The sequence below is a fragment of the Mycolicibacterium baixiangningiae genome, assembly GCF_016313185.1.
GTDB classification, from domain to species: Bacteria; Actinomycetota; Actinomycetes; order Mycobacteriales; family Mycobacteriaceae; genus Mycobacterium; species Mycobacterium baixiangningiae.
Genome location: NZ_CP066218.1, coordinates 3,642,653 through 3,666,750 on the forward strand (window position 1 = coordinate 3,642,653; position 24,098 = coordinate 3,666,750).

At 69.1% G+C, this 24,098-nt stretch carries 28 protein-coding genes; 11 read left to right on the forward strand and 17 right to left on the reverse strand.

The features are described from left to right. Positions 1 to 31: 31 nt before the first annotated feature. From I7X18_RS17105 to I7X18_RS17125, 5 genes are read left to right on the forward strand one after another with little or no spacing between them, the layout of a single operon-like run. Positions 32 to 331 (forward strand): HypC/HybG/HupF family hydrogenase formation chaperone, encoded by a 300-nt coding sequence (locus tag I7X18_RS17105; RefSeq protein ID WP_193043251.1) that lies wholly within the window; start codon positions 32 to 34, stop codon positions 329 to 331. Positions 332 to 336: 5 nt separating this feature from the next. Continuing rightward, positions 337 to 1,437 (forward strand): hydrogenase formation protein HypD, encoded by a 1,101-nt coding sequence (hypD, locus tag I7X18_RS17110; RefSeq protein ID WP_193043252.1) that lies wholly within the window; start codon positions 337 to 339, stop codon positions 1,435 to 1,437. Further along, on the forward strand, positions 1,430 to 2,518 hold the full coding sequence (hypE, locus tag I7X18_RS17115) for a hydrogenase expression/formation protein HypE (protein ID WP_269751274.1): 1,089 nt from the start codon (positions 1,430 to 1,432) through the stop codon (positions 2,516 to 2,518). Before hypD ends, hypE begins: the two co-directional genes overlap by 8 nt. 1 nt (position 2,519) lies before the next feature. Beyond that, on the forward strand, positions 2,520 to 3,272 hold the full coding sequence (locus I7X18_RS17120) for a DUF6390 family protein (protein WP_193043253.1): 753 nt from the start codon (positions 2,520 to 2,522) through the stop codon (positions 3,270 to 3,272). A 40-nt stretch (positions 3,273 to 3,312) separates the two neighbouring features. Continuing rightward, positions 3,313 to 3,645 (forward strand): hypothetical protein, encoded by a 333-nt coding sequence (locus I7X18_RS17125; protein WP_193043254.1) that lies wholly within the window; start codon positions 3,313 to 3,315, stop codon positions 3,643 to 3,645. 7 nt (positions 3,646 to 3,652) lie between these two features. Here the strand turns inward: I7X18_RS17125 and I7X18_RS17130 are convergent, their stop codons facing one another. Both I7X18_RS17130 and I7X18_RS17135 read right to left on the reverse strand, forming a co-directional pair. Further along, a complete protein-coding gene (locus I7X18_RS17130; protein WP_193043255.1) occupies positions 3,653 to 3,847 on the reverse strand; it encodes a DUF3046 domain-containing protein in 195 nt (64 codons plus the stop codon). Between the two features lie 9 nt (positions 3,848 to 3,856). Further along, positions 3,857 to 5,020: a glycosyltransferase gene (locus I7X18_RS17135; RefSeq protein WP_193043256.1), complete on the reverse strand. Its 1,164-nt coding sequence runs from the start codon at positions 5,018 to 5,020 to the stop codon at positions 3,857 to 3,859. 65 nt (positions 5,021 to 5,085) lie between these two features. Here I7X18_RS17135 and I7X18_RS17140 point away from each other — a divergent pair, with 65 nt between their 5' ends. Further along, entirely contained in the window at positions 5,086 to 5,535 is a 450-nt protein-coding gene (locus I7X18_RS17140) for a limonene-1,2-epoxide hydrolase family protein (protein ID WP_193043257.1), read from the forward strand. On the opposite strand, the gene pspM is transcribed toward I7X18_RS17140, so the two are convergent. The 5 genes from pspM to pgsA all read right to left on the reverse strand — a co-directional run bounded on the left by pspM (position 5,536) and on the right by pgsA (position 8,805). Next, positions 5,536 to 6,375, reverse strand: coding sequence for a phage shock envelope stress response protein PspM (gene pspM, locus I7X18_RS17145; protein ID WP_193043258.1), 840 nt, complete (start codon positions 6,373 to 6,375; stop codon positions 5,536 to 5,538). A gap of 17 nt (positions 6,376 to 6,392) precedes the next feature. After that, positions 6,393 to 7,211: a phage shock protein PspA gene (gene pspA / locus I7X18_RS17150; RefSeq protein WP_193043259.1), complete on the reverse strand. Its 819-nt coding sequence runs from the start codon at positions 7,209 to 7,211 to the stop codon at positions 6,393 to 6,395. A gap of 121 nt (positions 7,212 to 7,332) precedes the next feature. Beyond that, the gene (gene clgR, locus I7X18_RS17155; RefSeq protein ID WP_193043260.1) at positions 7,333 to 7,650 is read right to left on the reverse strand and encodes a transcriptional regulator ClgR; all 318 of its coding nucleotides are present in this window, start codon (positions 7,648 to 7,650) and stop codon (positions 7,333 to 7,335) included. Positions 7,651 to 7,733: 83 nt separating this feature from the next. Next, entirely contained in the window at positions 7,734 to 8,222 is a 489-nt protein-coding gene (locus I7X18_RS17160) for a CinA family protein (protein ID WP_193043261.1), read from the reverse strand. Further along, entirely contained in the window at positions 8,200 to 8,805 is a 606-nt protein-coding gene (gene pgsA, locus I7X18_RS17165; protein ID WP_232375261.1) for a CDP-diacylglycerol--glycerol-3-phosphate 3-phosphatidyltransferase, read from the reverse strand. The genes I7X18_RS17160 and pgsA overlap by 23 nt, the downstream gene beginning before the upstream one ends. 93 nt (positions 8,806 to 8,898) lie before the next feature. Between pgsA and I7X18_RS17170 the strand changes: the two genes are divergently transcribed. Beyond that, the gene (locus I7X18_RS17170) at positions 8,899 to 9,381 is read left to right on the forward strand and encodes an amino-acid N-acetyltransferase (RefSeq protein WP_232375510.1); all 483 of its coding nucleotides are present in this window, start codon (positions 8,899 to 8,901) and stop codon (positions 9,379 to 9,381) included. A gap of 48 nt (positions 9,382 to 9,429) precedes the next feature. Here I7X18_RS17170 and I7X18_RS17175 read toward each other — a convergent pair whose 3' ends face one another. Next, the gene (locus tag I7X18_RS17175) at positions 9,430 to 11,982 is read right to left on the reverse strand and encodes a DNA translocase FtsK (RefSeq protein WP_193043264.1); all 2,553 of its coding nucleotides are present in this window, start codon (positions 11,980 to 11,982) and stop codon (positions 9,430 to 9,432) included. 146 nt (positions 11,983 to 12,128) lie between these two features. Between I7X18_RS17175 and I7X18_RS17180 the strand changes: the two genes are divergently transcribed. Further along, entirely contained in the window at positions 12,129 to 12,443 is a 315-nt protein-coding gene (locus tag I7X18_RS17180) for a putative quinol monooxygenase (protein ID WP_193043265.1), read from the forward strand. 13 nt (positions 12,444 to 12,456) lie between these two features. Continuing rightward, positions 12,457 to 13,287, forward strand: coding sequence for a mycofactocin-coupled SDR family oxidoreductase (locus I7X18_RS17185; protein ID WP_226862581.1), 831 nt, complete (start codon positions 12,457 to 12,459; stop codon positions 13,285 to 13,287). A 5-nt stretch (positions 13,288 to 13,292) separates the two neighbouring features. On the opposite strand, the gene I7X18_RS17190 is transcribed toward I7X18_RS17185, so the two are convergent. The 5 genes from I7X18_RS17190 to I7X18_RS17210 form a co-directional block, all read right to left on the reverse strand. Beyond that, a complete protein-coding gene (locus tag I7X18_RS17190; protein ID WP_193043266.1) occupies positions 13,293 to 13,613 on the reverse strand; it encodes a hypothetical protein in 321 nt (106 codons plus the stop codon). 140 nt (positions 13,614 to 13,753) lie between these two features. Further along, positions 13,754 to 15,430, reverse strand: coding sequence for a ribonuclease J (locus tag I7X18_RS17195; protein WP_193043267.1), 1,677 nt, complete (start codon positions 15,428 to 15,430; stop codon positions 13,754 to 13,756). A 4-nt stretch (positions 15,431 to 15,434) separates the two neighbouring features. Further along, the gene (gene dapA / locus I7X18_RS17200) at positions 15,435 to 16,343 is read right to left on the reverse strand and encodes a 4-hydroxy-tetrahydrodipicolinate synthase (protein WP_193043268.1); all 909 of its coding nucleotides are present in this window, start codon (positions 16,341 to 16,343) and stop codon (positions 15,435 to 15,437) included. Positions 16,344 to 16,362: 19 nt separating this feature from the next. Beyond that, the gene (gene thyX / locus I7X18_RS17205) at positions 16,363 to 17,115 is read right to left on the reverse strand and encodes an FAD-dependent thymidylate synthase (RefSeq protein ID WP_193043269.1); all 753 of its coding nucleotides are present in this window, start codon (positions 17,113 to 17,115) and stop codon (positions 16,363 to 16,365) included. Between the two features lie 9 nt (positions 17,116 to 17,124). Then, on the reverse strand, positions 17,125 to 17,892 hold the full coding sequence (locus tag I7X18_RS17210) for a FadR/GntR family transcriptional regulator (protein WP_193043270.1): 768 nt from the start codon (positions 17,890 to 17,892) through the stop codon (positions 17,125 to 17,127). 85 nt (positions 17,893 to 17,977) lie between these two features. Here I7X18_RS17210 and I7X18_RS17215 point away from each other — a divergent pair, with 85 nt between their 5' ends. After that, positions 17,978 to 18,883 (forward strand): proline iminopeptidase-family hydrolase, encoded by a 906-nt coding sequence (locus I7X18_RS17215; RefSeq protein WP_193043271.1) that lies wholly within the window; start codon positions 17,978 to 17,980, stop codon positions 18,881 to 18,883. Between the two features lie 20 nt (positions 18,884 to 18,903). Beyond that, positions 18,904 to 20,358, forward strand: a complete 1,455-nt coding sequence (locus tag I7X18_RS17220) for an APC family permease (protein WP_193043272.1) — start codon at positions 18,904 to 18,906, stop codon at positions 20,356 to 20,358. A gap of 37 nt (positions 20,359 to 20,395) precedes the next feature. Here I7X18_RS17220 and I7X18_RS17225 read toward each other — a convergent pair whose 3' ends face one another. Genes I7X18_RS17225 through I7X18_RS17240 form a run of 4 tightly spaced genes read right to left on the reverse strand, consistent with a single transcriptional unit; the run spans position 20,396 to position 24,086 of the window. After that, entirely contained in the window at positions 20,396 to 21,526 is a 1,131-nt protein-coding gene (locus tag I7X18_RS17225; protein ID WP_226862583.1) for a GGDEF domain-containing protein, read from the reverse strand. A gap of 21 nt (positions 21,527 to 21,547) precedes the next feature. Further along, a complete protein-coding gene (locus tag I7X18_RS17230) occupies positions 21,548 to 22,762 on the reverse strand; it encodes a winged helix-turn-helix domain-containing protein (protein WP_193043273.1) in 1,215 nt (404 codons plus the stop codon). Positions 22,763 to 22,776: 14 nt separating this feature from the next. Next, positions 22,777 to 23,355: a TetR/AcrR family transcriptional regulator gene (locus I7X18_RS17235; protein ID WP_193043274.1), complete on the reverse strand. Its 579-nt coding sequence runs from the start codon at positions 23,353 to 23,355 to the stop codon at positions 22,777 to 22,779. Positions 23,356 to 23,363: 8 nt separating this feature from the next. Beyond that, complete coding sequence (locus I7X18_RS17240; RefSeq protein ID WP_193043275.1) at positions 23,364 to 24,086, reverse strand: hypothetical protein; 723 nt, start codon at positions 24,084 to 24,086, stop codon at positions 23,364 to 23,366. Positions 24,087 to 24,098 lie beyond the last annotated feature (12 nt).

Here is a 24,098-nt window from a genome sequence, read left to right on the forward strand (position 1 = left end):
CGGGTCGGGACCTTGAGAAAGGAGGACGCCGATGTGTCTGGCGGTTCCGGGAAAGATCGTGAGCGTGTGCGACCGCGACGGCACGTTGATGGCCGTCGTCGATTTCGGCGGCATCAGGAAAGACGTGTGCCTGCAGTACATCCCGGACGCGCAGCCCGGGCAGTACGTCGTTGTACACGTCGGGTTCGCGATTCAGCGCCTCGACGAGGAGTCGGCGATGCGCACGCTGCGCGAGTTCGAACATCTCGGCGTGCTCGCCGAGGAGTTCGGTGACGGGTTCGAGCTGGCCGCCCGGCAGGCCGGTGTGGCCAACCCCGACAGCGGGAGGTGACAGGAGTGAAGTACCTGGACGAGTTCAGCGACCCCCACCTGGCGGCCAAACTCGTGACACAGATCAAGGCGGTCACCACGCGGCGCTGGGCGATCATGGAAGTGTGTGGCGGACAGACTCATTCGATCATCCGCCATGGTATCGACCAGCTGCTGCCGGACCAGATCGAGATGATCCACGGCCCGGGGTGTCCGGTGTGCGTCACTCCGCTGGAGATCATCGACAAGGCGCTGGAGATCGCGTCCCGCCCGGAGGTGATCTTCTGCTCGTTCGGCGACATGCTGCGGGTGCCGGGCAGTGCGAAGGATCTGTTCCGGGTCAAGAGCGAGGGCGGCGACGTGCGGGTGGTGTACTCACCTCTGGACGCGCTGGGGTTGGCGCGAGCGAATCCGGACCGGCAGGTGGTGTTCTTCGGCATCGGATTCGAGACCACCGCTCCGGCCAACGCCATGACCGTGTACGAGGCCAAGCGCCTCGGCATCGCCAACTTCTCCCTGCTGGTGTCGCATGTGCTGGTGCCGCCGGCGATCTCGGCGATCATGGAGTCCCCCAGCTGCCGCGTGCAGGCGTTCCTCGCCGCCGGCCACGTCTGCTCGGTGATGGGCACCGGTGAGTATCCGTCGCTGTGCGACAGGTACGCCATCCCCATCGTCGTGACCGGGTTCGAGCCGCTCGACATCCTGGAAGGCATCCGGCGCACGGTCATCCAGCTCGAGTCGGGCCGCCACGAGCTCGAGAACGCCTATCCGCGCGCCGTGCGCGACGACGGCAATCCGGCGGCCAAGGCGATGCTCGCCGACGTCTTCGAGATCACCGACCGCAGCTGGCGCGGCATCGGGATGATCCCGGGCAGCGGCTGGCGGCTCGCCCCCGCCTACCGCGAGTTCGACGCCGAGCGCCGCTTCGCGGTGACCGGCATCCACACCGAGGAGTCGGCGCTGTGCCGGTCGGGTGAAGTGCTGCAGGGCCTCCTCAAACCGCACGAGTGCGCGGCGTTCGGCACGGTGTGCACCCCTCGCAATCCCCTCGGCGCGACGATGGTGTCGTCGGAGGGCGCCTGTGCGGCCTACTACCTGTACCGCCGCCTCGAGGTGAGCCATGCCTGAGATGCGCGCCATGGACACGCCGCCGACGGCGGCCATCGACATCGAGAGCTGGGTGTGCCCGGCCCCCCTGCGGGATTCCCCGAACATCGTCATGGGTCACGGCGGCGGGGGCGCCATGTCGGGTGAGCTGATCGAGCACCTGTTCCTGCCCGCGTTCGGCCCGGCCGCCGACGCCGCGATGGGCGACTCGGCCGTCGTCGAATTCAACGGCACCCGGTTGGCGTTCTCCACCGACTCGTTCGTCGTCAAACCGATGGTGTTCCCCGGCGGCACAATCGGTGACCTGGCGGTCAACGGCACGGTCAACGACCTCGCCATGGCGGGCGCGGTGCCCGCGGTGCTCTCGACGGCGTTCATCCTCGAGGAGGGCACCGCACTCGACGAGTTGGCCCGGGTCGCCCAGGCGGTCGGCACCGCGGCGCTGGCCGCGGGGGTCAAGCTGGTCACCGGCGACACCAAGGTCGTCGACTCCGGGCACGGCGACGGGATCTACCTCAACACCAGCGGTATCGGGATGATCGACCCGCGTGCCGACATCCGGCCGCAACGCGCGGCCGCAGGTGACGCCGTCATCGTCAGCGGTGACATCGGCGTGCACGGGGTGGCGGTGATGAGCTGTCGCGAAGGCCTCGAGTTCGGCACCAGCATCGCCAGCGACACCGCGCCACTGCACGGACTCGTCGCGGCGATGATCGACACCGGCGCCGACATCCATGCGCTGCGTGACCCCACCCGCGGCGGAGTGGCCGCCACGCTCAACGAGATCGCGCAGGCCGCCGGGGTCGGCGTCGCCCTCGACGAACGGGCCCTGCCGATACCACCCGAGGTTCGCGACGCCTGCGGTCTGCTCGGCCTGGACCCGATGTACGTGGCGAACGAGGGCAAGCTGGTGGCGTTCGTTCCGGCCGCGGACGCCGATCGGGTGGTCGAGGCGATGCGGGGCCATCCGCTGGGCGCCCGGGCCGTCGTCGTCGGCGCCTGCGTCGCCGACCATGCCGGGATCGTGGTGGCCCGGACCGCGCTCGGCGGAACCCGAGTGGTGGATCTGCCTATCGGCGAACAGCTTCCGCGGATCTGCTGACATGCCCCTCCCGACCCGGCACGGCGGCCACACCCTCTTCTCCCAGTACGCCTTCCCGCCCAACGAACTCGGGTACTGCGGACCCCCGGGCACCGTGATACCCGGGGCGGGTACCGCGCTGGCGGGCCAGGCCCGCGAATTCGATGGCGCCTGGCCGTATCTGGCCGCGCTCGCCGCGGCGGCCGGTGGTGCCGACGTTCTCGACGAAGAGGTGGTGCACAGCTACTGGGTCGGTGGCGCGCTGCTGGCCGCCGTCGACCCGGGCGATCTCCTGACCCGGGTGCGACGGGCATTCGCGGGGCAGACCACCGGCCTGCTGGACGCGGTGACCTCACGGAATATACTGGCGCACCATAGTTTTCATGTATTCGTGGTGTATCCGTGGGTCCGCTTCCTGGACCGCGACCCGGTCACGCCGCTACGGATCATGCAGAGCTGCCGCATCCGGTGGGGCACCGTCGACTCGGTCGACGGCGACCACGCCGTGATGCGGACGCGTCCGCTGACGTCGGAGAGCGAAACCCTGACACTCGGCGCGCCCATCGGCGAGCGGGTGCGGTGGCGCAGAAACGGCGCATCGCTGATCGCGGCGCCGCACCCGGGAGACCGGGTCGCCGCGCACTGGGACTGGGTCTGCGGCGCCCTGACCGACGACGATGTCACCGCGCTCGCGGCCGCGACCCGCGCGACGCTCGACCTCGTCAACGAAATCCGCACCACCGTGGGCGCACCAGCGCGCACGGGCAGCCGATGACCGGCGGCAGCGGTGCTGCGGCCGCCGGAGAGGAGTTGACATGAGCACCTCAGATGAACACGTGTCGGAGGAGCCGCAGGAGCAGCGGGGCGCACCGGGCTCACGTGACACCGGGGCCGATGTGGCGTCGGGAGGGCCGACCGACCGGCCGTCGGGCACCTATCGCGGGGACGAGTCGGTGCCCGCGCATTCCGATCAGGGCGGATCCGCGCACACCGGAAGCGAGAAGACCGAGGCGCCACCGTCGGATGCGCAACCCGCCGTACCGCCCTACGAGGGCCGCCAGACCACCGCGAAGCCGGACACCGGCGACTCAGGCGGCGACGACGTCCGCACGGGCGGTGCGGTGAAACCTGTCGGCGACGCCGGCTGACCCGCGCTCACCACTGATCGCGCGGGACGTCGAAGTCCGCGCACAGCGCCCGCCACACGTCGCGCGGTTCGACGCCATCCTCGATGGCCTGGGCCCCGGTGCGCCCGCCGAGTTCACTCAGGACGTGGTCGACGAGCAGCGACCGGCCACGGATGGAGCCGAACTGGCCATCGACGAGTTCGCGGAATTCGGTCAGTCGCACGACACCAAATTACGCGAGCGCACGGTGGCACACCTGTACCGGATCGGTGACCTGCCCCGCGGTCGCCGCCGCCCGGCGGGCTGCCGTCCGGTAACTCGGCGTGCCGAGCACCTCGCGGACCGCCGTCCCCAACGCCTCCGCGCTCAGCGGTCGCACGAGTTGTGCACTACCTTGTCGCACAACTCGATTGGCGATCTCCCACTGGTCTCCACCACCGGGCACCACCACCATCGGCACACCGGCCAGCAGCGTCTTGGAAACCATGCCGTGCCCGCCGCCGCAGATCACCACGTCGGCATGGGTGAGCAGTTCGTCCTGACGGCCCAGCCCGACGACGGCCCACGGCGGCACCGGCCCGTCGGCACCCGAGAGCCGCGAGACCACGACCCGCGCCCCGGCGGGCAGCACGTCACCCGGCGTCAACGCGTCCAGCGCCACCTCGACGACCCCCTGCTCCCCCGTACTCGCCGTCGACGGGGCGACCAGCACCACCGGTCCGTCACCGGGCGGCACCGGCAGCACCTGCGAGGTCGGCTCGAAGTGCAGCGGGCCGACCAGCACCGCCTCGGCGGGCCAGTCCGGACGCGGCACCTCCAGCGCAGGCAGTGTGGCGATCAGCCGGCGCAACGGGCCGGGGTCGTCGGCGGGCAGCCCGATACCCGCCCGCGCCTGCGCGCGCTGACGCAGGCCCTCCCGCCACGACCGTGCCGTCAGCGCCCGCATCACGGTGTCGCGCGCCCTGCCGCGCAGCCCCACCCCCGGGCCGAGTCCGCTGCCCAGCGGCGGCAGGCCCTTCGACGGGCGGTACAGCGGATGGGGGTTGAGCTCGACCCAGGGCCGGCCGAGCAGTTCGGCCGCCAGGCCGCCACACGCGGTGATGACGTCGGACACCACCAGGTCGGGGGCCAACGCCTCGATCACCGGGATGTTGAGCACCGCCATCCGCGCGGCCCGCTGGTGGATCTTGGCGCCTGCGTCGGTGTCGTCGTCCGCCTCGGTCGGGTCGAGGCCGACGAGCTCCTCGGCGGCCACCCCCGCCGCCCGCGCGGTGTCGAGCCATTCGACCCCGGTCAGCAACGTCGGCTCGTCACCGGCGACCGCGAATTTCCGGCACAGCGCGATGGCGGGGAAAGCGTGGCCGGGGTCGGGACCGGCGACGACGGCGACACGCACCCGCCCACCCTGCCACAGCCGTTCCGGGTCGGGGACGGACAGGCGGAGGACTACCCTTGACCGGCATGACCGACTCGAGCAACGGCGCCACCTCAGCCCTGCAGAGCACCACCAACGCGCGCACGGTCGAAACGTTCCTCTACGCCCTTCAGGACGAGGACTTCGACACCACCGATTCCCTGATGGCCGACCACATCGCCTGGCACAACGTCGGCTTCCCGATCATCCGGGGTCGTGAGCGGATCTCCGGGCTGTTCCGGCGCGGCCAGGGCAAGTTCGGCTTCGAGGTGAAGATCCACCGGATCGCCGCCGACGGAGACACGGTGCTCACCGAACGGACCGACGTGCTGGTGTTCGGGCCGGTGCGGTTGCAGTTCTGGGTGTGCGGGGTGTTCGAGGTCCATGCCGGGCAGATCACGCTGTGGCGGGACTACTTCGACATGTTCGACTTCGTCAAGGCGACGGTGCGCGGCCTGCTCGGCGCCGCGGTTCCCGCGCTGCGGCCCACGCTGTAGCTAGGCGCCGCGGCGCAGCTGCCCCAGCTCGTCGAACGCCTGCGCCCAGCCCTGCAGCCGATCGGTGGCATTGACCAGCTCGTCGCGGTAGCGCCGACCGTACATCGTTGAATGGGACAGCGGCGAACTCGACATCGGTCCGCTGTTGGCCGCCGACACGAGTCGTGCTGCCGCGTCGACCATCTCGTGGTACTGCCGCACGCCCTGATCCATCTGTGCGGTGAATGCCCGGACCGTCGGCGCGAGGTGCGCCCGCGCCGGCGGCGTCGAAGACATCGCACGTTCCATCGACACCACCTCGGCGGCCGTGGCGGCCATGGTCGCCGCGCTCTGCTGCGCCGCCGCGCTCAGCTCACGCAGTTCGTCCTGGGGCAGCATCCGGCCACGCTCCATGACCCCGAGCAACGAGAACATCCCCCGCTCGGCGGAGATCAACGCGGCCATCGGTGCCCGGGCGGCCGAATTCCACGGTGGCAGCCGGCGTGACGCCCGCGCCCTGGCCGGCGGCAGCGGTTCCGCCCGCAGCCAGCGGTAGCGCAGCAGCAGCAGGGTGGCGGGGAACATCGCGCCCGCGGCGATCGCCCCGGTGATGATGAACACCCAGAACGGAGTACTCCACGCCGCGAGCACCGCGGTGACCACGATCCAGAACACGCTCGTGACGGTGAAGAACAGCCCGAGCCGCAATGCCCAGCGCCGCTTGCGCAGCAGCTTGGCCCTCGGATCCGCGGCGGCGTGCAGCTTGTCGGCCACCACATCGGACAGTTCGGCCGCGGTGTCCACCCCGCGCTGCAGCATCGAACGCCACGCCGTCGGGGCCGGTCTGGTCTGCGTCTTCACTGCCTCACCTCGCGAACCTATTGGGACAAGGGGTTTTCCGGCGCCGGCTGAGCCGGATTGGCGGCCGGGGTGGCGGGGTTGACCGCCGGGGTCGCACCGCCGGACGGCAGCGCGTCACCACGCATCGACGCGCGGATCTGCTCGAGCCGCGAATGGCCGGCCATCTGCACGCTGGCCTGCTGCACCTCGAGCATCCGGCCCTGCACGGAGTTCTGCGCGAGTTCGGCCTCGCCCATCGCGTTGGCGTAGCGCCGCTCGATCTTCTGACGCACCTCGTCGAGGCTGGGCGTGGTGCCCGGGGCCGCCATGTCGCTCATCGACCGCAGCGAGGAGCTGACCTGCTCCTGCATCTTGGCCTGCTCGAGCTGGCTGAGCAGCTTGGTGCGCTCGGCGATCTTCTGCTGCAGCATCATCGCGTTCTGCTCGACGGCCTTCTTGGCCTGGCCGGCGGCCTGCAGCGCCTGGTCGTGCAGACCCTTGAGGTCTTCGACGCTCTGCTCGGCGGTCACCAGCTGGGCGGCGAACGCCTCGGCGGCGTTGTTGTACTCGGTGGCCTTGGCGGCGTCACCGTTGGCCACAGCCTGGTCGGCGAGGGTGAGCGCCTGGCGGACGTTGACCTGCAGCTTCTCGATGTCGGCCAGCTGCCGGTTCAGCCGCATCTCCAGCTGACGCTGGTTGCCGATGACCTGCGCGGCCTGTTGTGTCAGGGCTTGGTGCTGGCGCTGCGCGTCTTCGATCGCCTGCTGGATCTGCACCTTGGGGTCGGCGTACTCGTCGACCTTGGAGCTGAACAGCGCCATCATGTACTTCCACGCCTTGACGAACGGGTTGGCCATCGCGTTCACTCCGCCTTCGGGTCTTGTCGACTGGGTACTGCCAACTTATCGGTTCTGCACACGTCACCACACCCCCGCCGGGATTTCGGACGACGGGTCGGGCCGGGGTGCAGGCTCCTGGTCAGGCAACGGCCATCGAGACAGCCTGCGGAATCACGACCTTCGTGGTCGCGTCGATGTTCGAGACCGGAGCCGCGGCGTGCTCCTGGTGGGCCAGTTCCGCACCGGCGTCGGAGAGCACCTGCGACAGCGGGACGTCGAGCGCGCCACAGATGGCGCCCAACAGCTCGCTGGAGGCCTCCTTGCGGCCGCGTTCCACCTCGGAGAGATAACCCAGGCTGACCCGGGCGGTGTCGGAGACTTCCCGCAGGGTGCGGCCCTGTGAGGTGCGGGCACGGCGCAGCACGTCGCCGATCACCTCGCGCAGCAATGCCGCCATGGTGCCCCTCCTTCGTTGGCTGTTCGCTACCTGGACAACGCGGTGGGCGCCGACGCGGTTCCCGCAATCGAAAGAGTTTCAGATCACTGATGTGCCACGAGCGTCCGCAGTCGGGCGATCGCCTCGTCGACCGCCGCCTTGCGGATGTCCCAGCGCGACCCGGCCAGCCGCAGTTCGACCACCTCGGTGTCGACCGGCCCGGCCAGGCCCAGGAACACCGTGCCCACCGGATGACCGCCGTGCGGCTCGGGTCCGGCCACCCCGGTCAGCCCCACACCCCAGGTCGCCGCGCAGCGCTGGCGTGCACCGACCGCGAGCGCGCGCGCCGTGGGAGCGGCGACGGGTCCGACGGCCTCGAGGACCTGCGGCGCCACGCCTGCCAGTGCGATCTTGGTGTCCTCGGTGTAGGTGATCAGGCCACCGCGGAGTACCGCGCTGGAGCCGGGCACGCCCGCGAGCGTCGCGGTCAACAGGCCCGCGGTCAGCGATTCGGCGGTCGCCACGCTCTGATGCCGCACGGTCAGGTCGGCGACCAGCGCGCGGGCGTCGTCAGTGAGCAGCGGGTCGATCACGGGAATCCCGAATCGCCGACACCACGTAGTCCAGCCCCGTGAGCAGGGTCAGCACCACCGCGGCCACCATGGTCACCCAGGCCACCACCAGCCATTGCCCGGGCCAGGACGCCAGCGGCAGCACGAACAGCCCGATCGCGACCGCCTGCACCAGCGTCTTGACCTTGCCGCCGCGGCTGGCCGGGATCACGCCGTGGCGCAGCACCGCGAACCGCAGCACGGTGACACCGAGTTCGCGGGCGAGTATGACGATGGTCACCCACCAGGGCAGGTCACCCAGCACCGAGAGGCCGACGAGCGCGGCACCGATGAGCGCCTTGTCGGCGATCGGGTCGGCGAGCGTGCCGAACTCGGTGACCATGCCGTAGCTTCGCGCCAGCGCACCGTCGAAGCGATCGGTGATCACCGCCACCGCAAAGACCACGAAAGCAACGACGCGCCAGTACGTTTCATGCCCGTCGCCGACGAACAACGCCGCGAGGAACACCGGCACCAGCACGAACCGCACGCCGGTGAGGACATTGGCGATATTCGCCACTCGGGCGCGCGGCACCACCGGATCAGTAGGAGACGGGCCCGACACCGACACAGAATATCGGTTGGCTCAGCCGATATTCTCGCACCTGTGAGCGCAGCGGATCAGAACCCGGTCGACGAGGTCACCGAGCAGGTCACCGTGCGCCGTGCGCGCACCTCCGACGTTCCCGCGATCAAGGGTCTCGTCGACATCTACGCCGGCAAGATCCTGCTGGAGAAGAACCTCGTCAACATCTACGAGGCCGTGCAGGAGTTCTGGGTCGCCGAACTCGACGGTGAGCTGATCGGCTGCGGCGCCCTGCACGTGCTGTGGGCCGACCTCGGCGAGGTCCGCACGGTGGCGGTGCACCCCAAGGTCAGGGGTCGCGGTGTCGGGCATCTCATCGTGGAGCGGCTGCTCGACGTCGCCCGCGAGCTGCGCCTGGAGCGCATCTTCGTGCTCACGTTCGAGGTCGAGTTCTTCGCCCGCCACGGCTTCGCCGAGATCGACGGCACACCGGTCACCGCCGAGGTGTACGAGGAGATGTGCCGCTCGTACGACACCGGTGTCGCGGAGTTCCTCGACCTGTCCTACGTGAAGCCGAACATCCTCGGCAACACCAGGATGCTCGCCACCCTATAGCGATTTGTGCACGTCAACGAGCGCCCACCGCTCGCGAACGTGCACAAATCACTCGTCGTCGGCGCCGTTCGCGTCGCTCCCGCCGCGGATCAGCATCAGCGTGCCGGCCAATTCGTCGGGTTTGACCAGGACCTCGCGCGCCTTGGACCCTTCCGACGGGCCGACGATGCCGCGGTTCTCCATCAGGTCCATCAACCGGCCGGCCTTGGCGAACCCGACCCGCAGCTTGCGCTGCAGCATCGAGGTGGAGCCGAACTGCGACGACACCACGAGCTCGACAGCCTGCAGGAAAACGTCCATGTCGTCGCCGATGTCGGGGTCGACGTCCTTGCGTTCGCCGGCCTTGACCGCGGTGACGCCCTCGACGAACTCGGGCTCGGCCTGGTCCTTGCTCGCCGAGACGACGGCCTGGATCTCCTCGTCGGTGATGAACGCACCCTGCAATCGGATCGGCTTACCCGCGCCCATCGGCAGGAACAGCCCGTCGCCCATACCGATCAGCTTCTCGGCGCCCGGCTGGTCCAGGATGACGCGGCTGTCGGTCAGCGACGACGTGGCGAACGCCAGCCGCGACGGCACGTTGGTCTTGATCAGACCGGTGACGACGTCGACCGACGGCCGCTGGGTGGCCAGCACCAGGTGGATGCCGGCCGCGCGCGCCTTCTGCGTGATGCGCACGATTGCCTCTTCGACGTCGCGGGGCGCGGTCATCATCAGGTCGGCGAGTTCGTCGACGATCGCGAGGATGTAGGGATACGGCTTGTAGACACGCTCGCTGCCCAGCGGTGCGGTGATCTCCCCCGACCGCACCTTCTCGTTGAACACGTCGATGTGACGCACCCGGGAGGCCTGCATGTCCTGGTAGCGCTGTTCCATCTCCTCGACCAGCCAGGACAGCGCGGCCGCGGCTTTCTTGGGTTCGGTGATGATCGGCGTGATGAGGTGCGGGATGCCTTCGTAGGGCGTGAGCTCGACCATCTTCGGGTCGATCAGGATCATCCTGACCTCGTCCGGCGTGGCGCGGGCCAGCAGCGACACCAGCATCGAGTTGACGAAGCTGGACTTGCCCGAACCCGTCGACCCCGCGACCAGGAGGTGGGGCATCTTGGCGAGATTGGCCGAGATGAAGTCGCCCTCGATGTCCTTGCCGAGCCCGATCACCAGCGGGTGGTGGTCGCGCCGGGTCGACGGCGCGGTGAGGACGTCGGCCAGACGCACCATCTCGCGGTCGGTGTTGGGCACCTCGATACCGACGGCCGATTTGCCCGGGATGGGCGCCAGCATGCGGACGCTCTCGGTGGCCACCGCGTAGGCGATGTTGCGCTGCAGCGCGGTGATCTTCTCGACCTTCACGCCGGGTCCGAGTTCGACCTCGTAGCGGGTGACGGTGGGCCCACGGGTGCAGCCCGTGACGGCGGCGTCGACCTTGAACTGCTGCAGCACCGAGTTGATCGAGTCGATCATGCGGTCGTTGGCCGAACTGCGCAGCTTCGGCGGGTCACCGGCGATCAGCAGGTCCAGCGCCGGAAGCGTGTAGGGGCCTTCGACGATGCGGTCGAGTGACAGCGTGTCCTGGTCCTCGACAGGCTTCTTCTCGACGGCCGGCTTCTTGCGCTTCGGCTTCACCTCGGGCGCGGCAGGCAGTGCGGCGATCTCGGGGAGCGTGGGCGGCTCCTCGACGTCAGGCGGATCGAGCGGATAGTTCTCCATCGGCGATCCCGACGGCCAGAGCTGCTCGTCCCGGGATACCGCGGGGTCGTCGTAGTAGCCGTCCGAGAAGTCTTCGGCCGCAGCGCTTTCCGGCTCGTCATAACCGTCGTCTTCGTCGCGGTACTCGCCGTACTCGTCGTAGTCGTCGTAGTCGTATCCGCGGGTCGAGAACATCGCCCGAACCGTCTCCGGCACTTCCCGGATCGTCGTCCCGGTGATCAGCAGCACCCCGAACAGCACCCCGATGAACAGCAGCGGCGCGGCGATCCACGCGGTCAGCCCGTCGGCGAGCGGGCCCCCGATGGCGAAACCGGTGAACCCGGCTGCCTCCTGGCGCTCCCCCGGGGCCTGCGGCGACCCCGACCACAGGTGCCACAGACCCAGCGCGGGAAGCGTGATCATCGTCGCGCCGAGGAGGAGTCGCGGGCGGGCCTCCGGATCCGGTTCGCTGCGCATGAGCGCGACGGCGACGGCCGCGAGCACCACGGGAACGAGGACGACGGCGTCGCCGACGAGCGTGCGCAGCACGGTGTCGATCCACTCGCCGACTGGGCGGGCGGCGTCGAACCACGACCCGGCGGCCACCACGACCGCGATCCCCAGCAGCGCCAGAGCCACCCCGTCGCGGCGGTGCCCGGGCTCGATCTCGCGGGCGCGGCCGACCGAGCGGGCCGTCGATCCGGCCCCCTTCGCCAGCATCAGCCACCCGGCGCGGGCTCCCCGGCCCACGGCGGCACCGGCGGCACCGACCGGGGACGGATGGCGCCGCGGCGCCGGTTTGCGCCGGGGTGCGGACGACTTGGCGGGCCGACTGGGCCGTGCACCACTCCCCGTTCCGGGCTTTGACCTGCTCGTACGGGCGCCGGAGCGGGCGACGGTCTTACCAGCCATGGGTGTCAGCCTAGTCGCTTACGCCCCACATGCACCATCAGCCACACGGGTCACAGAATGGTTTCACCTGCGTCTCGGTGGCGTCGCCGTGAGTAGGGTGGACACCTGTCCGATCCGGCCGTCACTTGTCGAGGAGTTCACCGCCCATGCCCGTAGTCGTCGTCGCCACCATGACCGCCAAGCCCGAGTCGGTCGAGACCGTGCGAGAGGCATGCAAGAAGGCCATCGCGACAGTGCACTCCGAGCCGGGCTGTGACCTCTACTCGCTGCACGAGGCGAACGGCACGTTCGTGTTCGTCGAGCAGTGGGCCGACGCGGATGCGCTCAAGACCCACGGCACCGCGCCGGGCATCGCCACCCTGTTCGCCGAGGTCGGCGAACATCTGGACGGCGCCCCCGACATCAAGATGCTCGAACCGGTTCCGGCCGGCGATCCGGCCAAGGGCCTACTGCGGCCCTGACCGGGAGATTCTGATGCGTCCACTCGAGGGCAAGGTCGCCTTCATCACCGGGGCGGCGCGAGGGCAGGGTCGCGCGCATGCGCTGCGGCTGGCGTCCGACGGCGCCGACATCATCGCGGTCGATCTGTGCGACCAGATCGCGTCGGTGCCGTATCCGTTGGCGACACCGGATGACCTGGCGGGCACGGTCAAACTGGTCGAGGACACCGGTGCGCGGATCGTCGCCTCGCAGGCCGATGTCCGCGACCGCGCCGCGTTGAAGACCGCCCTGACCGACGGCGTCGAACGGCTCGGCGGACGGCTCGACGTGGTCGTCGCCAATGCCGGCATCGCCCCGATGGCAGGCGAGGACGCCTGGCAGGACGTCATCGACGTCAACCTCACCGGTGTCTTCCACACGGTCGACGTCGCCAAGAGGCCGATGATCAAGGCAGGCAACGGCGGATCGATCATTTTGACCAGTTCGGTGGCCGGCCTCGTCGGCCTCGCGTCACCGATGGCCGGTTCGATCGGGTACGCCGCCGCCAAGCACGGGATCGTCGGCATCATGCGGGTGTACGCGAACATCCTTGCCACACACAGCATCCGGGTGAACTCGGTACATCCCGCCGGGGTGAACACGCCGATGATCGACAACGATTTCACCCGTAGCTGGCTCGAGGGTCTGGCGCAGGAGAGTCAGGGCAGGGGCGACATGGCGCCGAACATGACAAATGCGCTACCGGTGCAGGCGCTCGAGGTCGAGGACATCGCCGCCGCCGTCGCCTTCCTCGCCTCCGACGAAGCGCGCTACATCACGGGTATCACGCTGCCGGTGGACGCCGGATACGTCAACAAACGCTGACCCGGTCAGAGGTGGTCCATCATGCGTGACATCGCCGCGCCCTCGAGGTACACGCACCGGGACGGGTAATAGTGGGACCGGTTGTCCGGCAGGGTGTGCGGCGCCGGAAGCGTGAACACATGATGAGCGGTCCACCAGTGCCGGGCGCGCGGGGCCTGGGTGGCCGCGGCGGTGGACAGCATCACCTGGTCGACGGTGATGAACTCCTGCGGCGCCGGTTCCGCGGCCGTCCCGGGGTCGACGGTCACGACGACGTCGGAGCGCCGGTGCGCGCCCGACCAGGTCGTCGCCAGCTGCCAGGGGTGGATGAGTTGGTGAGCGTGCATGGTGATCCTCCTCCGCTCAGCGCCGTCACCACGGGTGGTCTGGACGCTGTGGTCCCACCAAACCACCGCGGGCCGAGCGGTACCTCGTCCGAACGGGTGAATTTCCGCCGACGGGCGGCGTCAGATCCCGGGCGCCAGCGTCAGATCTCGATGACCGTCGGCACGATCATCGGCTGGCGTCGGTAGGTCTCGCCCACCCACTTGCCGACGGTGCGCCGGACCGCCTGGGCGATGCGCCCCGGATCGGTGACCACATCGGTGGCGAGCCTCTCGAGCTCGTCGGCGACCTTGCGCGCCACCGGTTCGAGTGCCTTGGGATCCTCGGAGAACCCGCGCGACATCAGCTGCGCCGGGCTCGCGAGCTTCCCGGTCCCCCGGTGCACGACGACGGTGATCGCGATGAAGCCCGAGGAGAGGACGAGGCGCTCACCGAGAGTGGTCTCACCGACGTCACCGGTGACGAGCCCGTCGACGAACATCTTGCCGACGTCGACGGCGCCGGCGATGCTCGTCTTCCCGGCGACCAGGTCGACACTGACACCGTTCTCCGCCATCATGATCGCCTCCGCCGGAACTCCCGTGCTCTCGGCGAGCGCGGCGTTTGCGCGCAGGTGACGCCACGTTCCGTGCACCGGCATCACGTTGCGCGGTTTGACGCCGTTGTAGAGGAACAGTAGCTCGCCGGCGTAGGCATGGCCCGAAACATGAACGCGCGCATGGGCGTTCGTGACTACGCGGGCGCCGATCTTGGCCAGCGAGTCGATGACGCCGTAGACGGCTTCCTCGTTACCCGGGATCAGCGACGACGACAGGATGATCAGGTCGCCCGCGGTCAGCGTGATGCTGCGGTGCTCACCGCGCGACATCCGCGACAGCGCCGCCATCGGCTCGCCCTGCGTGCCGGTCGTGATGAGCACGACCTGGTCGGCCGGCATCATCTCCGCGGCGGCGATGTCGACCACGTCGGAGTCGTCGACCGTCAGGTAGCCCAGTTCGCGCGCGATGCCCATGTTGCGCACCATGGAGCGGCCGACGAACGCGACGCGCCGCCCGAGAAGCACTGCGGCGTCGATGATCTGCTGGACGCGATCGACGTTGGAGGCGAAGCAGGCGACGATCACCCGGCCGTCGGCGCCGCGCATCAACCGGTGCAGCGTCGGGCCGATCTCACTCTCCGACGGCCCGACACCGGGCCGGTCGGCGTTCGTGGAGTCGCACAGGAACAGGTCGACACCGGAGTCGCCGAGTCGCGACATGCCCGGCAGGTCGGTGGGTCTGCCGTCGAGCGGGAGTTGGTCGAGCTTGATGTCGCCGGTGTGCAGGACGGTGCCCGCGCCGGTGTGCAAGGCCACCGCCAGACAGCCCGGCACCGAGTGGTTGACCGCGAAGTACTCGCACTCGAACACCCCGTGCCTGCTGCTCTGACCCTCGGCCACCTCGACGAACGTCGGCTTGATGCGGTGCTCCCGACACTTCTCACGGATCAGCGCGAGCGTGAACTTCGAGCCCACGACCGGGATGTCGGGCCGCAGCTTGAGCAGGAAGGGGATCGCGCCGATGTGGTCCTCGTGCCCGTGGGTGACGACCAGCGCCTCGATGAGGTCGAGCCGGTCCTCGATGTGGCGCAGGTCAGGCAGGATCAGGTCGACGCCGGGTTCGTCGTGTCCCGGGAACAGCACGCCACAGTCGATGACGAGCAGCCGGCCCAGGTGTTCGAAGACGGTCATGTTGCGACCGATCTCGCTGATCCCGCCCAGCGCGGTCACACGAAGTCCGCCGACTGCGAGCGGGCCCGGCGCGCGGAGGTCCTTGTTCACGGCGTCACCGCAGCACCGCCGCGGCGCGCATGTCCTCTGCGAGCGCGGCGAGTTCGTCGGACGTGGGCGGGATCTGCGGCAGCCGTGGCGGGCCCACCTCGAACCCCTGCAGGCCCAGGCCGGCCTTCGCCATCGTGACGCCACCGAGACGGGACTGGGCGTCGCTGAGCCGGCCGAGCGCCACGCTGATCTTGCGGGCGGTGGCGACGTCGCCGGAGTTGAACGCCGAGAGCATCTCTCGCAGCTGACTGGCCGCGAGGTGTCCCCACACGCTGATGACGCCGACGGCGCCCATGGCGAGCCAGGGCAGGTTCAGCGCATCGTCGCCGGAGTAGTACGCCAGACCGGTCTCGGCGATGATCTGACCACCGCCGTGCAGGTCACCCTTGGCGTCCTTGATCGCGACGATGTTGGGGTGTTCGGCGAGCGTGCGGATGGTGTCCCAGGCGATCGGAACGACCGAGCGCGGCGGGATGTCGTAGAGCACGACGGGCAGGTCGGTGGCGTCGGCCACGGTGGTGAAGTGCGCGACGAGCCCGGCCTGCGGCGGGCGGGAGTAGTACGGGGTGACGATGAGCAGCCCGTGCGCGCCCTCGGCGGCACACGCCTTCGCCAGGTGGACGCTGTGCGCGGTGTCGTACGTGCCGGCGCCGGCGACGACGCGGGCCCGGTCGCCGACCGCCTCGAGCACGGCGCGCAACAACGTCAGCTTCTCAGCGTCGGTGGTGGTCGGCGACTCGCCGGTGGTGCCTGAGAGCACCAGGCCGTCGCAGCCCGAGTCGATGAGGTGGTTCGCCAACCGCGCGGCCATGTCCGTGTCGACGGAGCCGTCGGGCTTGAACGGGGTGACCATCGCGGTGAGCACGGTGCCCAGCCGGGCTGTCACGTCGAATCCGCTGATGCTCACGGACACCAAGATTACCCGCTGGGCCTCACGCCTCGGTGACGAGCGGGGTGGTCGCCACTTCGGTGCCGTCCGACAGCGAGTAGATCTCGAAGTCCGCGAACACCGCGGGCGCGACGGCGACCAGTTCGCGCAGGCAGGCGATCGCCAGCCGGCGGATCTCGAGGTCGGCGTGCTCACTGGCCCGCATCGCGATGAAATGCCGCCATGCGCGGTAGTTGCCGGTGACGACGATGCGGGTCTCGGTCGCGTTGGGCAGCACCGATCGCGCCGCCTGCCTGGCCTGTTTGCGGCGCAGTGTCGCGTTGGGCATGTCGGCGAGCTTGGCTTCCAGCTTCGCCAGCAGCTCGGTGTAGACGGCGCGGCTGGCGTCGGCGGCCGCGGTGAAGATCTCCTCGAGCTCGGCGTCGCCCTCGATGCCCGGGGGAACGACGACCTCCGAGTCGTTCTCCGGAACGTATCGCTGGGACAGCTGCGAGTACGAGAAGTGCCGGTGCCGGATCAGCTCGTGGGTGCACGACCGCGAGATGCCGGTGATGTAGAACGACGCCGAGGCGTGCTCGAGTACGGACAGATGCCCCACGTCGATGATGTGGCGCAGGTACGACGCGTTGGTGGCCGTCCGCGGGTTCGGTTTGGACCAGCTCTGGTAGCAGGCCCGCCCGGCGAACTCGATGAGCGCGGAGCCGCCCTCGGCGTCGGTGTCCCACGGCACGTCGGGGGGTGCCACGAACTCTGTCCTGGCGATCAGTTGCACGCGCAGCGGCGCGGTCTCGGCCACGGCGTCACCTTAGTCAGTCAGCACGCCGGCGCGGCGCATGGCCGTGGCGATGACCTCGAAGTCGATCGCCACGTGGGCGCGGGCGATCGCGTCGGCCTCGTCGGGGCGGCCTGCGACGATGGCATCGACGAGATGTTCGTGGTCGTACAGCGCCCGCCGCTCCATAGCGGCCATCGTGTCGTGCCCACCCCACGGATGCGCCGGTGCGGCGATGCTGACCGACGACTCCAGGTCGAGCAGCAGCTTCTTGAGCACCGGGTTGTGCGCGGCGTCCATGATCGTCAGGTGCAGCCGGCTGTCGGCCTGCTGGGCGTCGACACCGCTGCGGGCGGCGCGGAAAGCCGCAAGTGCCTCGCGCAATGCCGTCGCGTCGGCGTCGGTGCGCGATTCCGCGGCCGCGCGGCAGATGGCGCCGTGCAGCCGGCACACCGCGTCGCACCGATCGCGCAGTTCACCCAGCCGCACCGCCAGCGTCCGGCTGACGGCCCCGGTGGAGGACTCCCGCCACTGTTCCAACACGTAGGAGCCCCCGCCGCGACCCCGCCGGGTTTCCAGTAGCCCGCGCTCCACCAGCCGGGCCAGAGCCGCACGGACGGTCATCCGCCCCACCCCGAGCGAGGCGGCGAGTTCACGCTCGACGGGAAGGCGGGTACCGGGCAGGTATTCGCCGACCGCGATCGCGGTGACCAACCGGTCGGTGATCTCGTCGACGCGTGACGGCATGTCGAGCTGCTGGTTTAGCAGACCCGGCGTCGCCGCCGCGCCGTTCTCAGCCATCTCCCAGCCCTCTCCATGGATACGGGCATGGTAATGACCATCATTGGTCTTGCAACGAGACCATTGACGGTTCATTCTGGTCGCCATGTCTGTCGACACCCGCACCGTGCCGTTCCGTGATTACGAAACCTGGGTGAGGATCGCCGATCCCGACGAGCCTCGCGACGGCTTGTTGCCGCTGGTCGTCCTGCACGGCGGCCCGGGTATGGCACACAACTACCTGCGCAACATCGCCGAGTTGGCCGACGAGACCGGCCGGCGGGTCGTCCACTACGACCAGATCGGCTGCGGGAACAGCACTCACCTGCCCGATGCCCCCGCGGACTTCTGGACCCCGGAGTTGTTCGTCGAGGAGTTCCACGCGGTGCGGTCGGCCCTCGGGATCGAGCACTATCACCTGCTCGGCCAGTCATGGGGCGGCATGCTGGGCGCGGAGATCGCAGTCCTGCAGCCCCCTGGTCTGGCGTCGCTGTCGATCTGCAACTCCCCCGCGTCGATGGAACTGTGGATGGCCGGGGCGGCCGAACTGCGCGCGCAGCTGCCGCCGGAGATCCAGGAGGCGCTGGACCGGCACGAGAAGGCCGGGACGGTCACCGACCCCGAGTACCTGGCCGCCACCGAGGAGTTCTACGTGCGCCACGTGTGCCGGGTGGTGCCGCCGCCGAAGGACTTCGTCGAGACTGTGGAGCAGATGGAGGCCGAGCCGACCGTCTATCACACGATGAACGGGCCCAACGAGTTTCACGTCCTGGGCACGTTGCGGGACTGGAGCATCATCGACCGGCTCGGCGCCATCGCGGCGCCGACCCTGGTGGTCGCCGGGGAGTTCGACGAGGCCACACCGGCGACGTGGGCGCCGTACGTGGAGAACATCGCCGACGTGTGCAGCCATGTCTTTCCCGGTGCCAGCCACTGCAGCCACCTCGAGAAGCCCGAGGAGTTCCGGGCCGTCGTCGCCGAATTCCTCGCCGCGAACGACCCCACCGCGTAACTCTCCGACAGGAACCGCCCATGGCCACTTCTGACACCAACGCCTCTGCAGCTGCGGCCCCCGACGGCCAGCGCACGCTGGAATCCTTCGGCTACAAGCAGGAACTCAACCGCTCGGTGGCCACGGTGGACCTGGTGGTCTACGGGCTCGTGTTCATGGTGCCGATCGCGCCGTGGGCGATCTTCGGGACCGTCTACAACAGCGCGTCCGGGATGGTGCCGCTGGTCTATCTGGTCGGCCTGGTGGCGATGGTCTTCACCGCGCTGGCCTATTCGCAGATGGCCAAGTCGTTCCCTCTGGCCGGATCGGTCTTCTCCTACGTGGGTCGCGGAATCCACCCCGCTGCAGGGTTTTTCGCGGGCTGGGCCATCCTACTGGACTACCTCCTGGTGCCGACGCTGCTCTACGTGTTCGCGGCCGAGTCGATGATCGGTCTGTTCCCCGACACGCCACGCTGGCTGTGGGCGATCGTTTTCGTCCTGGTCAACACCGTCATCAACCTGGCCGGGGTCGGCTCGCTGAAGTTGGCCAACCGCGTCTTTCTGGTCATCGAGTTGGTGTTCGTCGCGATTTTCATCGTGATCGCGGTGCGCGCGATCAACGGCCAGTCGCTGCCCGACGTCGGCTGGAGCCTCTCCCCGATCTGGGACCCCAGCGTGATGAGCGCACCGCTGCTGGCGACGGCGTTGTCCATCGCCGTACTCAGTTTCCTTGGGTTCGACGGCATTTCGACGCTGGCCGAGGAGTCGACGGGCCAACGCAACCCCGCCGGGCGGGCCATGCTCATCGCCCTGTTCGTCGTGGCGACCCTGTTCGTAGTGCAGACATGGCTGGCGAGCCTGTTGGCCGGGGGGCGAGAGTCGTTCAGTGAGGACGACGCCGGTAACGCGTTCTTCACGCTGGTGCAGGCTGCCGCGAACACCGGGTGGATGAACGCGTTCTTCGCGGTCAACGTGCTGGCCGTCGGTTTCGCCAACGCCATGGCGGCCCAGGCCGCGACCAGCCGGTTGCTGTACTCGATGAGCCGCGACCGCCAACTGCCCCACTATCTGTCGCGGATCAGCAGCCGGCAAGTGCCGATGCTGGCGCTGCTGACGGTCAGCGCGCTGAGCCTGGTGCTGGTGCTGTTCTTCGTCGGCCAGATCGGACTGATCTCGTCGCTGGTGAACTTCGGTGCGCTGTTCGGATTCTGCCTGCTGCATCTGTCGGTGCTCTGGTACTACCTGGTGCGCAGGAAGTCGCGGAACTACCTGCTGCACCTCGTCGTGCCCACGCTCGGCTTCCTGATCATCGCCTACGTGCTGTTCAACGCCGATCCGCTGGCCAAGATCGGCGGCGCCGTGTGGCTGGTGATCGGCGCGATCATCTTCGCGATCAACATCTTTCGCGGGCGCGGGGTCCCCGAGCTGGCGACGGAGCAGGAAGTCGGCACCATCGGCGAGGGTTCGGTCGGGGGGATCACCGGGCCGAGGTAGTTCCGTCGGGCTCGAGGAAGCGCTGTTCGCGCCCCGCCTAATCGAGATGCCGGTGGTGAATCTGGTCTCCGCCTGCGCGCTTCGCGCGGTACATCGCAGCATCCGCCACCTCGATGAGGCGGTCGACGAACCGGGGGTGGTCCCGCGCCGAGCCCGGGTCGGCCGTCACGGTGCACGTGCCGAAACTTGCGGTGACGCCGAACGGCACGGTGACGATCTCGCGCCGCAGACGCTCGACGGTGGCCGCATGCTTGGCAGGTCCATCGGTGTCCGCGATCACGAACTCCTCCCCGCCGAGCCGGCACAGCACCGCATCGGCGCGGCACGTGTGGCGCAGCACCACAGCGACATTCACGAGCACGTCGTCGCCGGCGGCATGGCCGTGGGTGTCATTCACCTTCTTGAAGTCATCGAGGTCGAGCATCGTGACGTTCAGGCAAATACCGTCTGGACGGTTGACGGCCAGCTCGTGCACGGCGTGGTAGAAGCCGCGGCGGTCGAGCAGCCCGGTGAGCGGATCGCGATCCGAGTTCCGTAGATCTGTACGCAAGGTGTGCACCAGCGACTCGATGCCGAACGGCACGCCGACGTTGAGCGCCACCACCGTCAGCAGCGCCGCGACGGTCAGCGACACGTCGCCGCTTTCGCCCAGTAAGCGGGCCGCGGTGATCGCCGAGCACAGCATCGCGACGAGGAGGTTGACCAGCATGTGGCTGAGGGCGTGGAAATAGGCGAGAAAGCCGCCGACGGCCGCGAACAGCGTGCAGCCCATCAATCCGTTGTAGGGATTCGACATCGCCAGGCACATCGCGGCGATGCTCAGCGAGCAGACAGCGTTGAAGATCATCGACTGATTGCGCGTCGGCCACCGCCGCAGCCACAGCACCGATGCGCCCGCCCCGGTCGCCGCGGAGGTGACCGCTACCGCTCGCGTCAGCGTGTGGTCGGGCCCGACCGGACTGCCCAGCAGCACGATCGGCAGTGCCGCGAGTACCGCGGTGAAGCCGAAGGTGGCCAAACGCCACTGCCGCTGGAGCCCACGGTCGCGCAGGTAAACCGTGAACCAATCGAACTGGTCGCTCTGGCGCCACCATCGTCGAACCGACCCGCCCATGCCCCGGGCCCGACGGGCCGGGTCCGCCAACTCTTCTGTGTGCCTGTCGGACATCCGATTTTCATACCCTGTCGGTCATGCCAATGCATGCTCCAGCGCCCCGACCAGGTCGCCACGCTCCCCGACCGTCACGTCGCTCAGCCCCAACCACCCCGCCATGCTCCGCAGCTCCTGGGCAAGGGCCGCCGCGACGTATGCCGGGTCCTCCCCCGGCTCGGTGAACGCGCCGACCACGTGCAGCGCGTCGCGAGTCCGCTCGGCCTTGAGGTCGACCCGCCCCACCAGTCGGCCGTCGAGCAGGAACGGCCACACGTAGTAGCCGTACTGTCGCTTGGCCGCAGGCGTGTAGATCTCGATGCGGTAGTGGAAACTGAACAACCGCTCGACGCGCGGGCGAAAGAAGATCAGCGGATCGAACGGGCACAGCAGTGCGGTCCCCCGGTCGGCGCGCGGAACGGTCTGTCCGGCCCGCAGATACGCCGGCGCCGCCCACCCGTCGACCTCGACCGGTTCCAGTTCCCCCTTCGCGACCAGGTCGGCGATCGTCGGCTTCACCTGCTTGGCCGCAAGCCGGAAGTAGTCGCGAAGGTCGGCCTCGGTGGCCACGCCCAGCGCTCCCGCCGCCCGCAGGCACAGTTCCCGGACCGCCTCGTCGTCATCGACCACCCGGGCCACGACCTCGGCGGGTAGCACCCGTTCGGTGAGGTCGTAGTGGCGGGCGAACCCCACCCGCGTCGCGGTGGTGAGCACACCGGAGGCGAACAGCGCCTCGGTCACCCATTTGGTGTCGCTGCGGTCCCACCACGGGCCTTTGCGGCCGCGCTGTTCGGCACCGAGGTACTCCTCGATCTGCCCCGCGGTGGCCGGACCCAGTTCGGTGACCGCGGCGACGACGTCGTCGACGAGTTGCGGATTGCCCTTGACGATGTGCGTGCCCCACCGGCCGTGGGTGTATTCGCGCATCCGCCACCGCAACAACGGCCAGTCGTCGACGGCCACCAGCGCCGCCTCGTGCGCCCAGTACTCGACCAGCAAGCGGGGGGCGCGCGCAGAATGCGACCACGCGGCGCTGTCGAGGACGCCGCGGTCATAGGGTCCCAGCCTGCTGAAAACCGGGGCGTAATGCGCCCGCACCGCCACCGACACCGAATCCAGTTGAAGGACCTGGATGCGGTTGATCAGCCTGCGCAGGTGCGCCCGGGTCACCGGGCCACGAGGCTTCGGCTCGGCGAAACCCTGCGCTGCGACGGCGATCCGGCGAGCCTGGGCGCCGGTGAGGGAAGCAGCCATCAGGCCATCATCGCCTACCGCACCGACAGGATGCGGTCGAAGACGAGCGCGGTCACGTTGTCGACGGGGGCGCTGTCACCGACGGCCTTCGCCCGAAGCGCCGCACCTTCCCATGCGTCGACGATCAACTGTGCCGCGGCATCGGCGTCGACGTCGGCGGTGATGTCCCCCGCCCGCTGACCCTCGCGGATGGTCTCGGCGAGCAGGGCGCGCCACCTCCCGAGCGCGGCGGTCACCGCGGCAGTCACCGCGGGGGCGGCGGCGGGTGCCTCGGCGGCGAAGTTGCCGAACATGCATCCACGCCGGTACCCGTACGCGGCGAGGTCCTCGCCGAGGTGGTCGAGGTGGTTGCGGATACGTTGCAGCGGAGGCACTCCGGGCGCGGTGAGCAGATCGAGCCGACGCCGCTGGCCGTAGCGGGCGAGCACCTCGACGGCGAGCGCCTCCTTGCTGTGGAAGTGGTTGTAGAAGGACCCTTTCGGCGCCCGGGCGGCCGACGCGATCGCCGCCACCCCGGTGGCCGAGTACCCACCGGCGTGGAGCGCCTCGAATCCGGCGTCAAGCAGCGCATCTCGGAGACTGGGCTTGGGCATCGGCTACCTCAGCTGATTCGGACGTCGTCGATGTCGACGGATACGGTGACGATCCCACGGATCGGGGTGCCGTCGTCGTCGCGGGGGTGGACGACGCGCGTGACCGGCAGCACGATGCCGTCGAACTCGCGGTGGTGGTCCATGTAGTGCGCCGCCGGCGAACCGCCCGCGATGTCGACCTGGTAGTCGCGCCGTCGCAGCAGCCCGTCTCCGTCGACATAGAGCATCTGGTCGGCGCTGTGCGTGGCGATGCTGTCCGGATAGCGCACGCCGAGCCGCCGCCACGTCTGACCGTTCTCGTGCCACGTGCCGAGTTCCTCGATCTGTACGCCGGGGAATGTCAGGTGATACGGCTCGGTGAGATACGTCCACATCGCGTAGCCGGAGAAATATGCCAGTTGCGTTGGTGTCCAAGCTGTCTCGAGGGTGTGTCCGGCGAACGACGCGCGCGGGTCGCGCAGCGTTTCGACCGGCTCGTGGGCGCCGTCGTCGTGCTCGATCACCACGGCTCGGGGGGTGTAGTGCGACCGCAGACCCGCAGTCGGCAGCGGCCGGTGCCACGCCTGCTGGTCCTGAACCCGGATCTGCACGGTCGAGTCGTCGAGGATGCCGCCGACACCCTTGAGCGGCCACAGCACGCCACCGACGGTCTGGTGAATCGCGATGGTGTCGATCTGCCGCCACCGGTCGGCTCCGCCGTATGCGGCGAGCACCTCGTCGAGAAGGTTCATATCGGTCTCCTG

Bases quoted from the DNA above. Each gene is read 5' to 3' on its own strand.
- I7X18_RS17175 (WP_193043264.1), bottom strand. From the start codon at position 11,982: ATGGCTGGTAAGACCGTCGCCCGCTCCGGCGCCCGTACGAGCAGGTCA.
- I7X18_RS17190 (WP_193043266.1), bottom strand. From the start codon at position 13,613: ATGCACGCTCACCAACTCATCCACCCCTGGCAGCTGGCGACGACCTGG.
- I7X18_RS17185 (WP_226862581.1), top strand. From the start codon at position 12,457: ATGCGTCCACTCGAGGGCAAGGTCGCCTTCATCACCGGGGCGGCGCGA.
- I7X18_RS17125 (WP_193043254.1), top strand. From the start codon at position 3,313: ATGAGCACCTCAGATGAACACGTGTCGGAGGAGCCGCAGGAGCAGCGG.
- I7X18_RS17210 (WP_193043270.1), bottom strand. From the start codon at position 17,892: ATGGCTGAGAACGGCGCGGCGGCGACGCCGGGTCTGCTAAACCAGCAG.
- I7X18_RS17230 (WP_193043273.1), bottom strand. From the start codon at position 22,762: ATGGCTGCTTCCCTCACCGGCGCCCAGGCTCGCCGGATCGCCGTCGCA.
- clgR (WP_193043260.1), bottom strand. From the start codon at position 7,650: ATGGCGGCATTGCTGCGCGAGGTGATCGGCGACGTGCTGCGCCGTGCC.
- pspA (WP_193043259.1), bottom strand. From the start codon at position 7,211: ATGGCCAACCCGTTCGTCAAGGCGTGGAAGTACATGATGGCGCTGTTC.
- I7X18_RS17140 (WP_193043257.1), top strand. From the start codon at position 5,086: ATGACCGACTCGAGCAACGGCGCCACCTCAGCCCTGCAGAGCACCACC.
- I7X18_RS17235 (WP_193043274.1), bottom strand. From the start codon at position 23,355: ATGCCCAAGCCCAGTCTCCGAGATGCGCTGCTTGACGCCGGATTCGAG.
- I7X18_RS17225 (WP_226862583.1), bottom strand. From the start codon at position 21,526: ATGTCCGACAGGCACACAGAAGAGTTGGCGGACCCGGCCCGTCGGGCC.
- hypE (WP_269751274.1), top strand. From the start codon at position 1,430: ATGCCTGAGATGCGCGCCATGGACACGCCGCCGACGGCGGCCATCGAC.
- I7X18_RS17220 (WP_193043272.1), top strand. From the start codon at position 18,904: ATGGCCACTTCTGACACCAACGCCTCTGCAGCTGCGGCCCCCGACGGC.
- I7X18_RS17180 (WP_193043265.1), top strand. From the start codon at position 12,129: ATGCCCGTAGTCGTCGTCGCCACCATGACCGCCAAGCCCGAGTCGGTC.
- I7X18_RS17105 (WP_193043251.1), top strand. From the start codon at position 32: ATGTGTCTGGCGGTTCCGGGAAAGATCGTGAGCGTGTGCGACCGCGAC.
- I7X18_RS17120 (WP_193043253.1), top strand. From the start codon at position 2,520: ATGCCCCTCCCGACCCGGCACGGCGGCCACACCCTCTTCTCCCAGTAC.
- I7X18_RS17215 (WP_193043271.1), top strand. From the start codon at position 17,978: ATGTCTGTCGACACCCGCACCGTGCCGTTCCGTGATTACGAAACCTGG.
- I7X18_RS17240 (WP_193043275.1), bottom strand. From the start codon at position 24,086: ATGAACCTTCTCGACGAGGTGCTCGCCGCATACGGCGGAGCCGACCGG.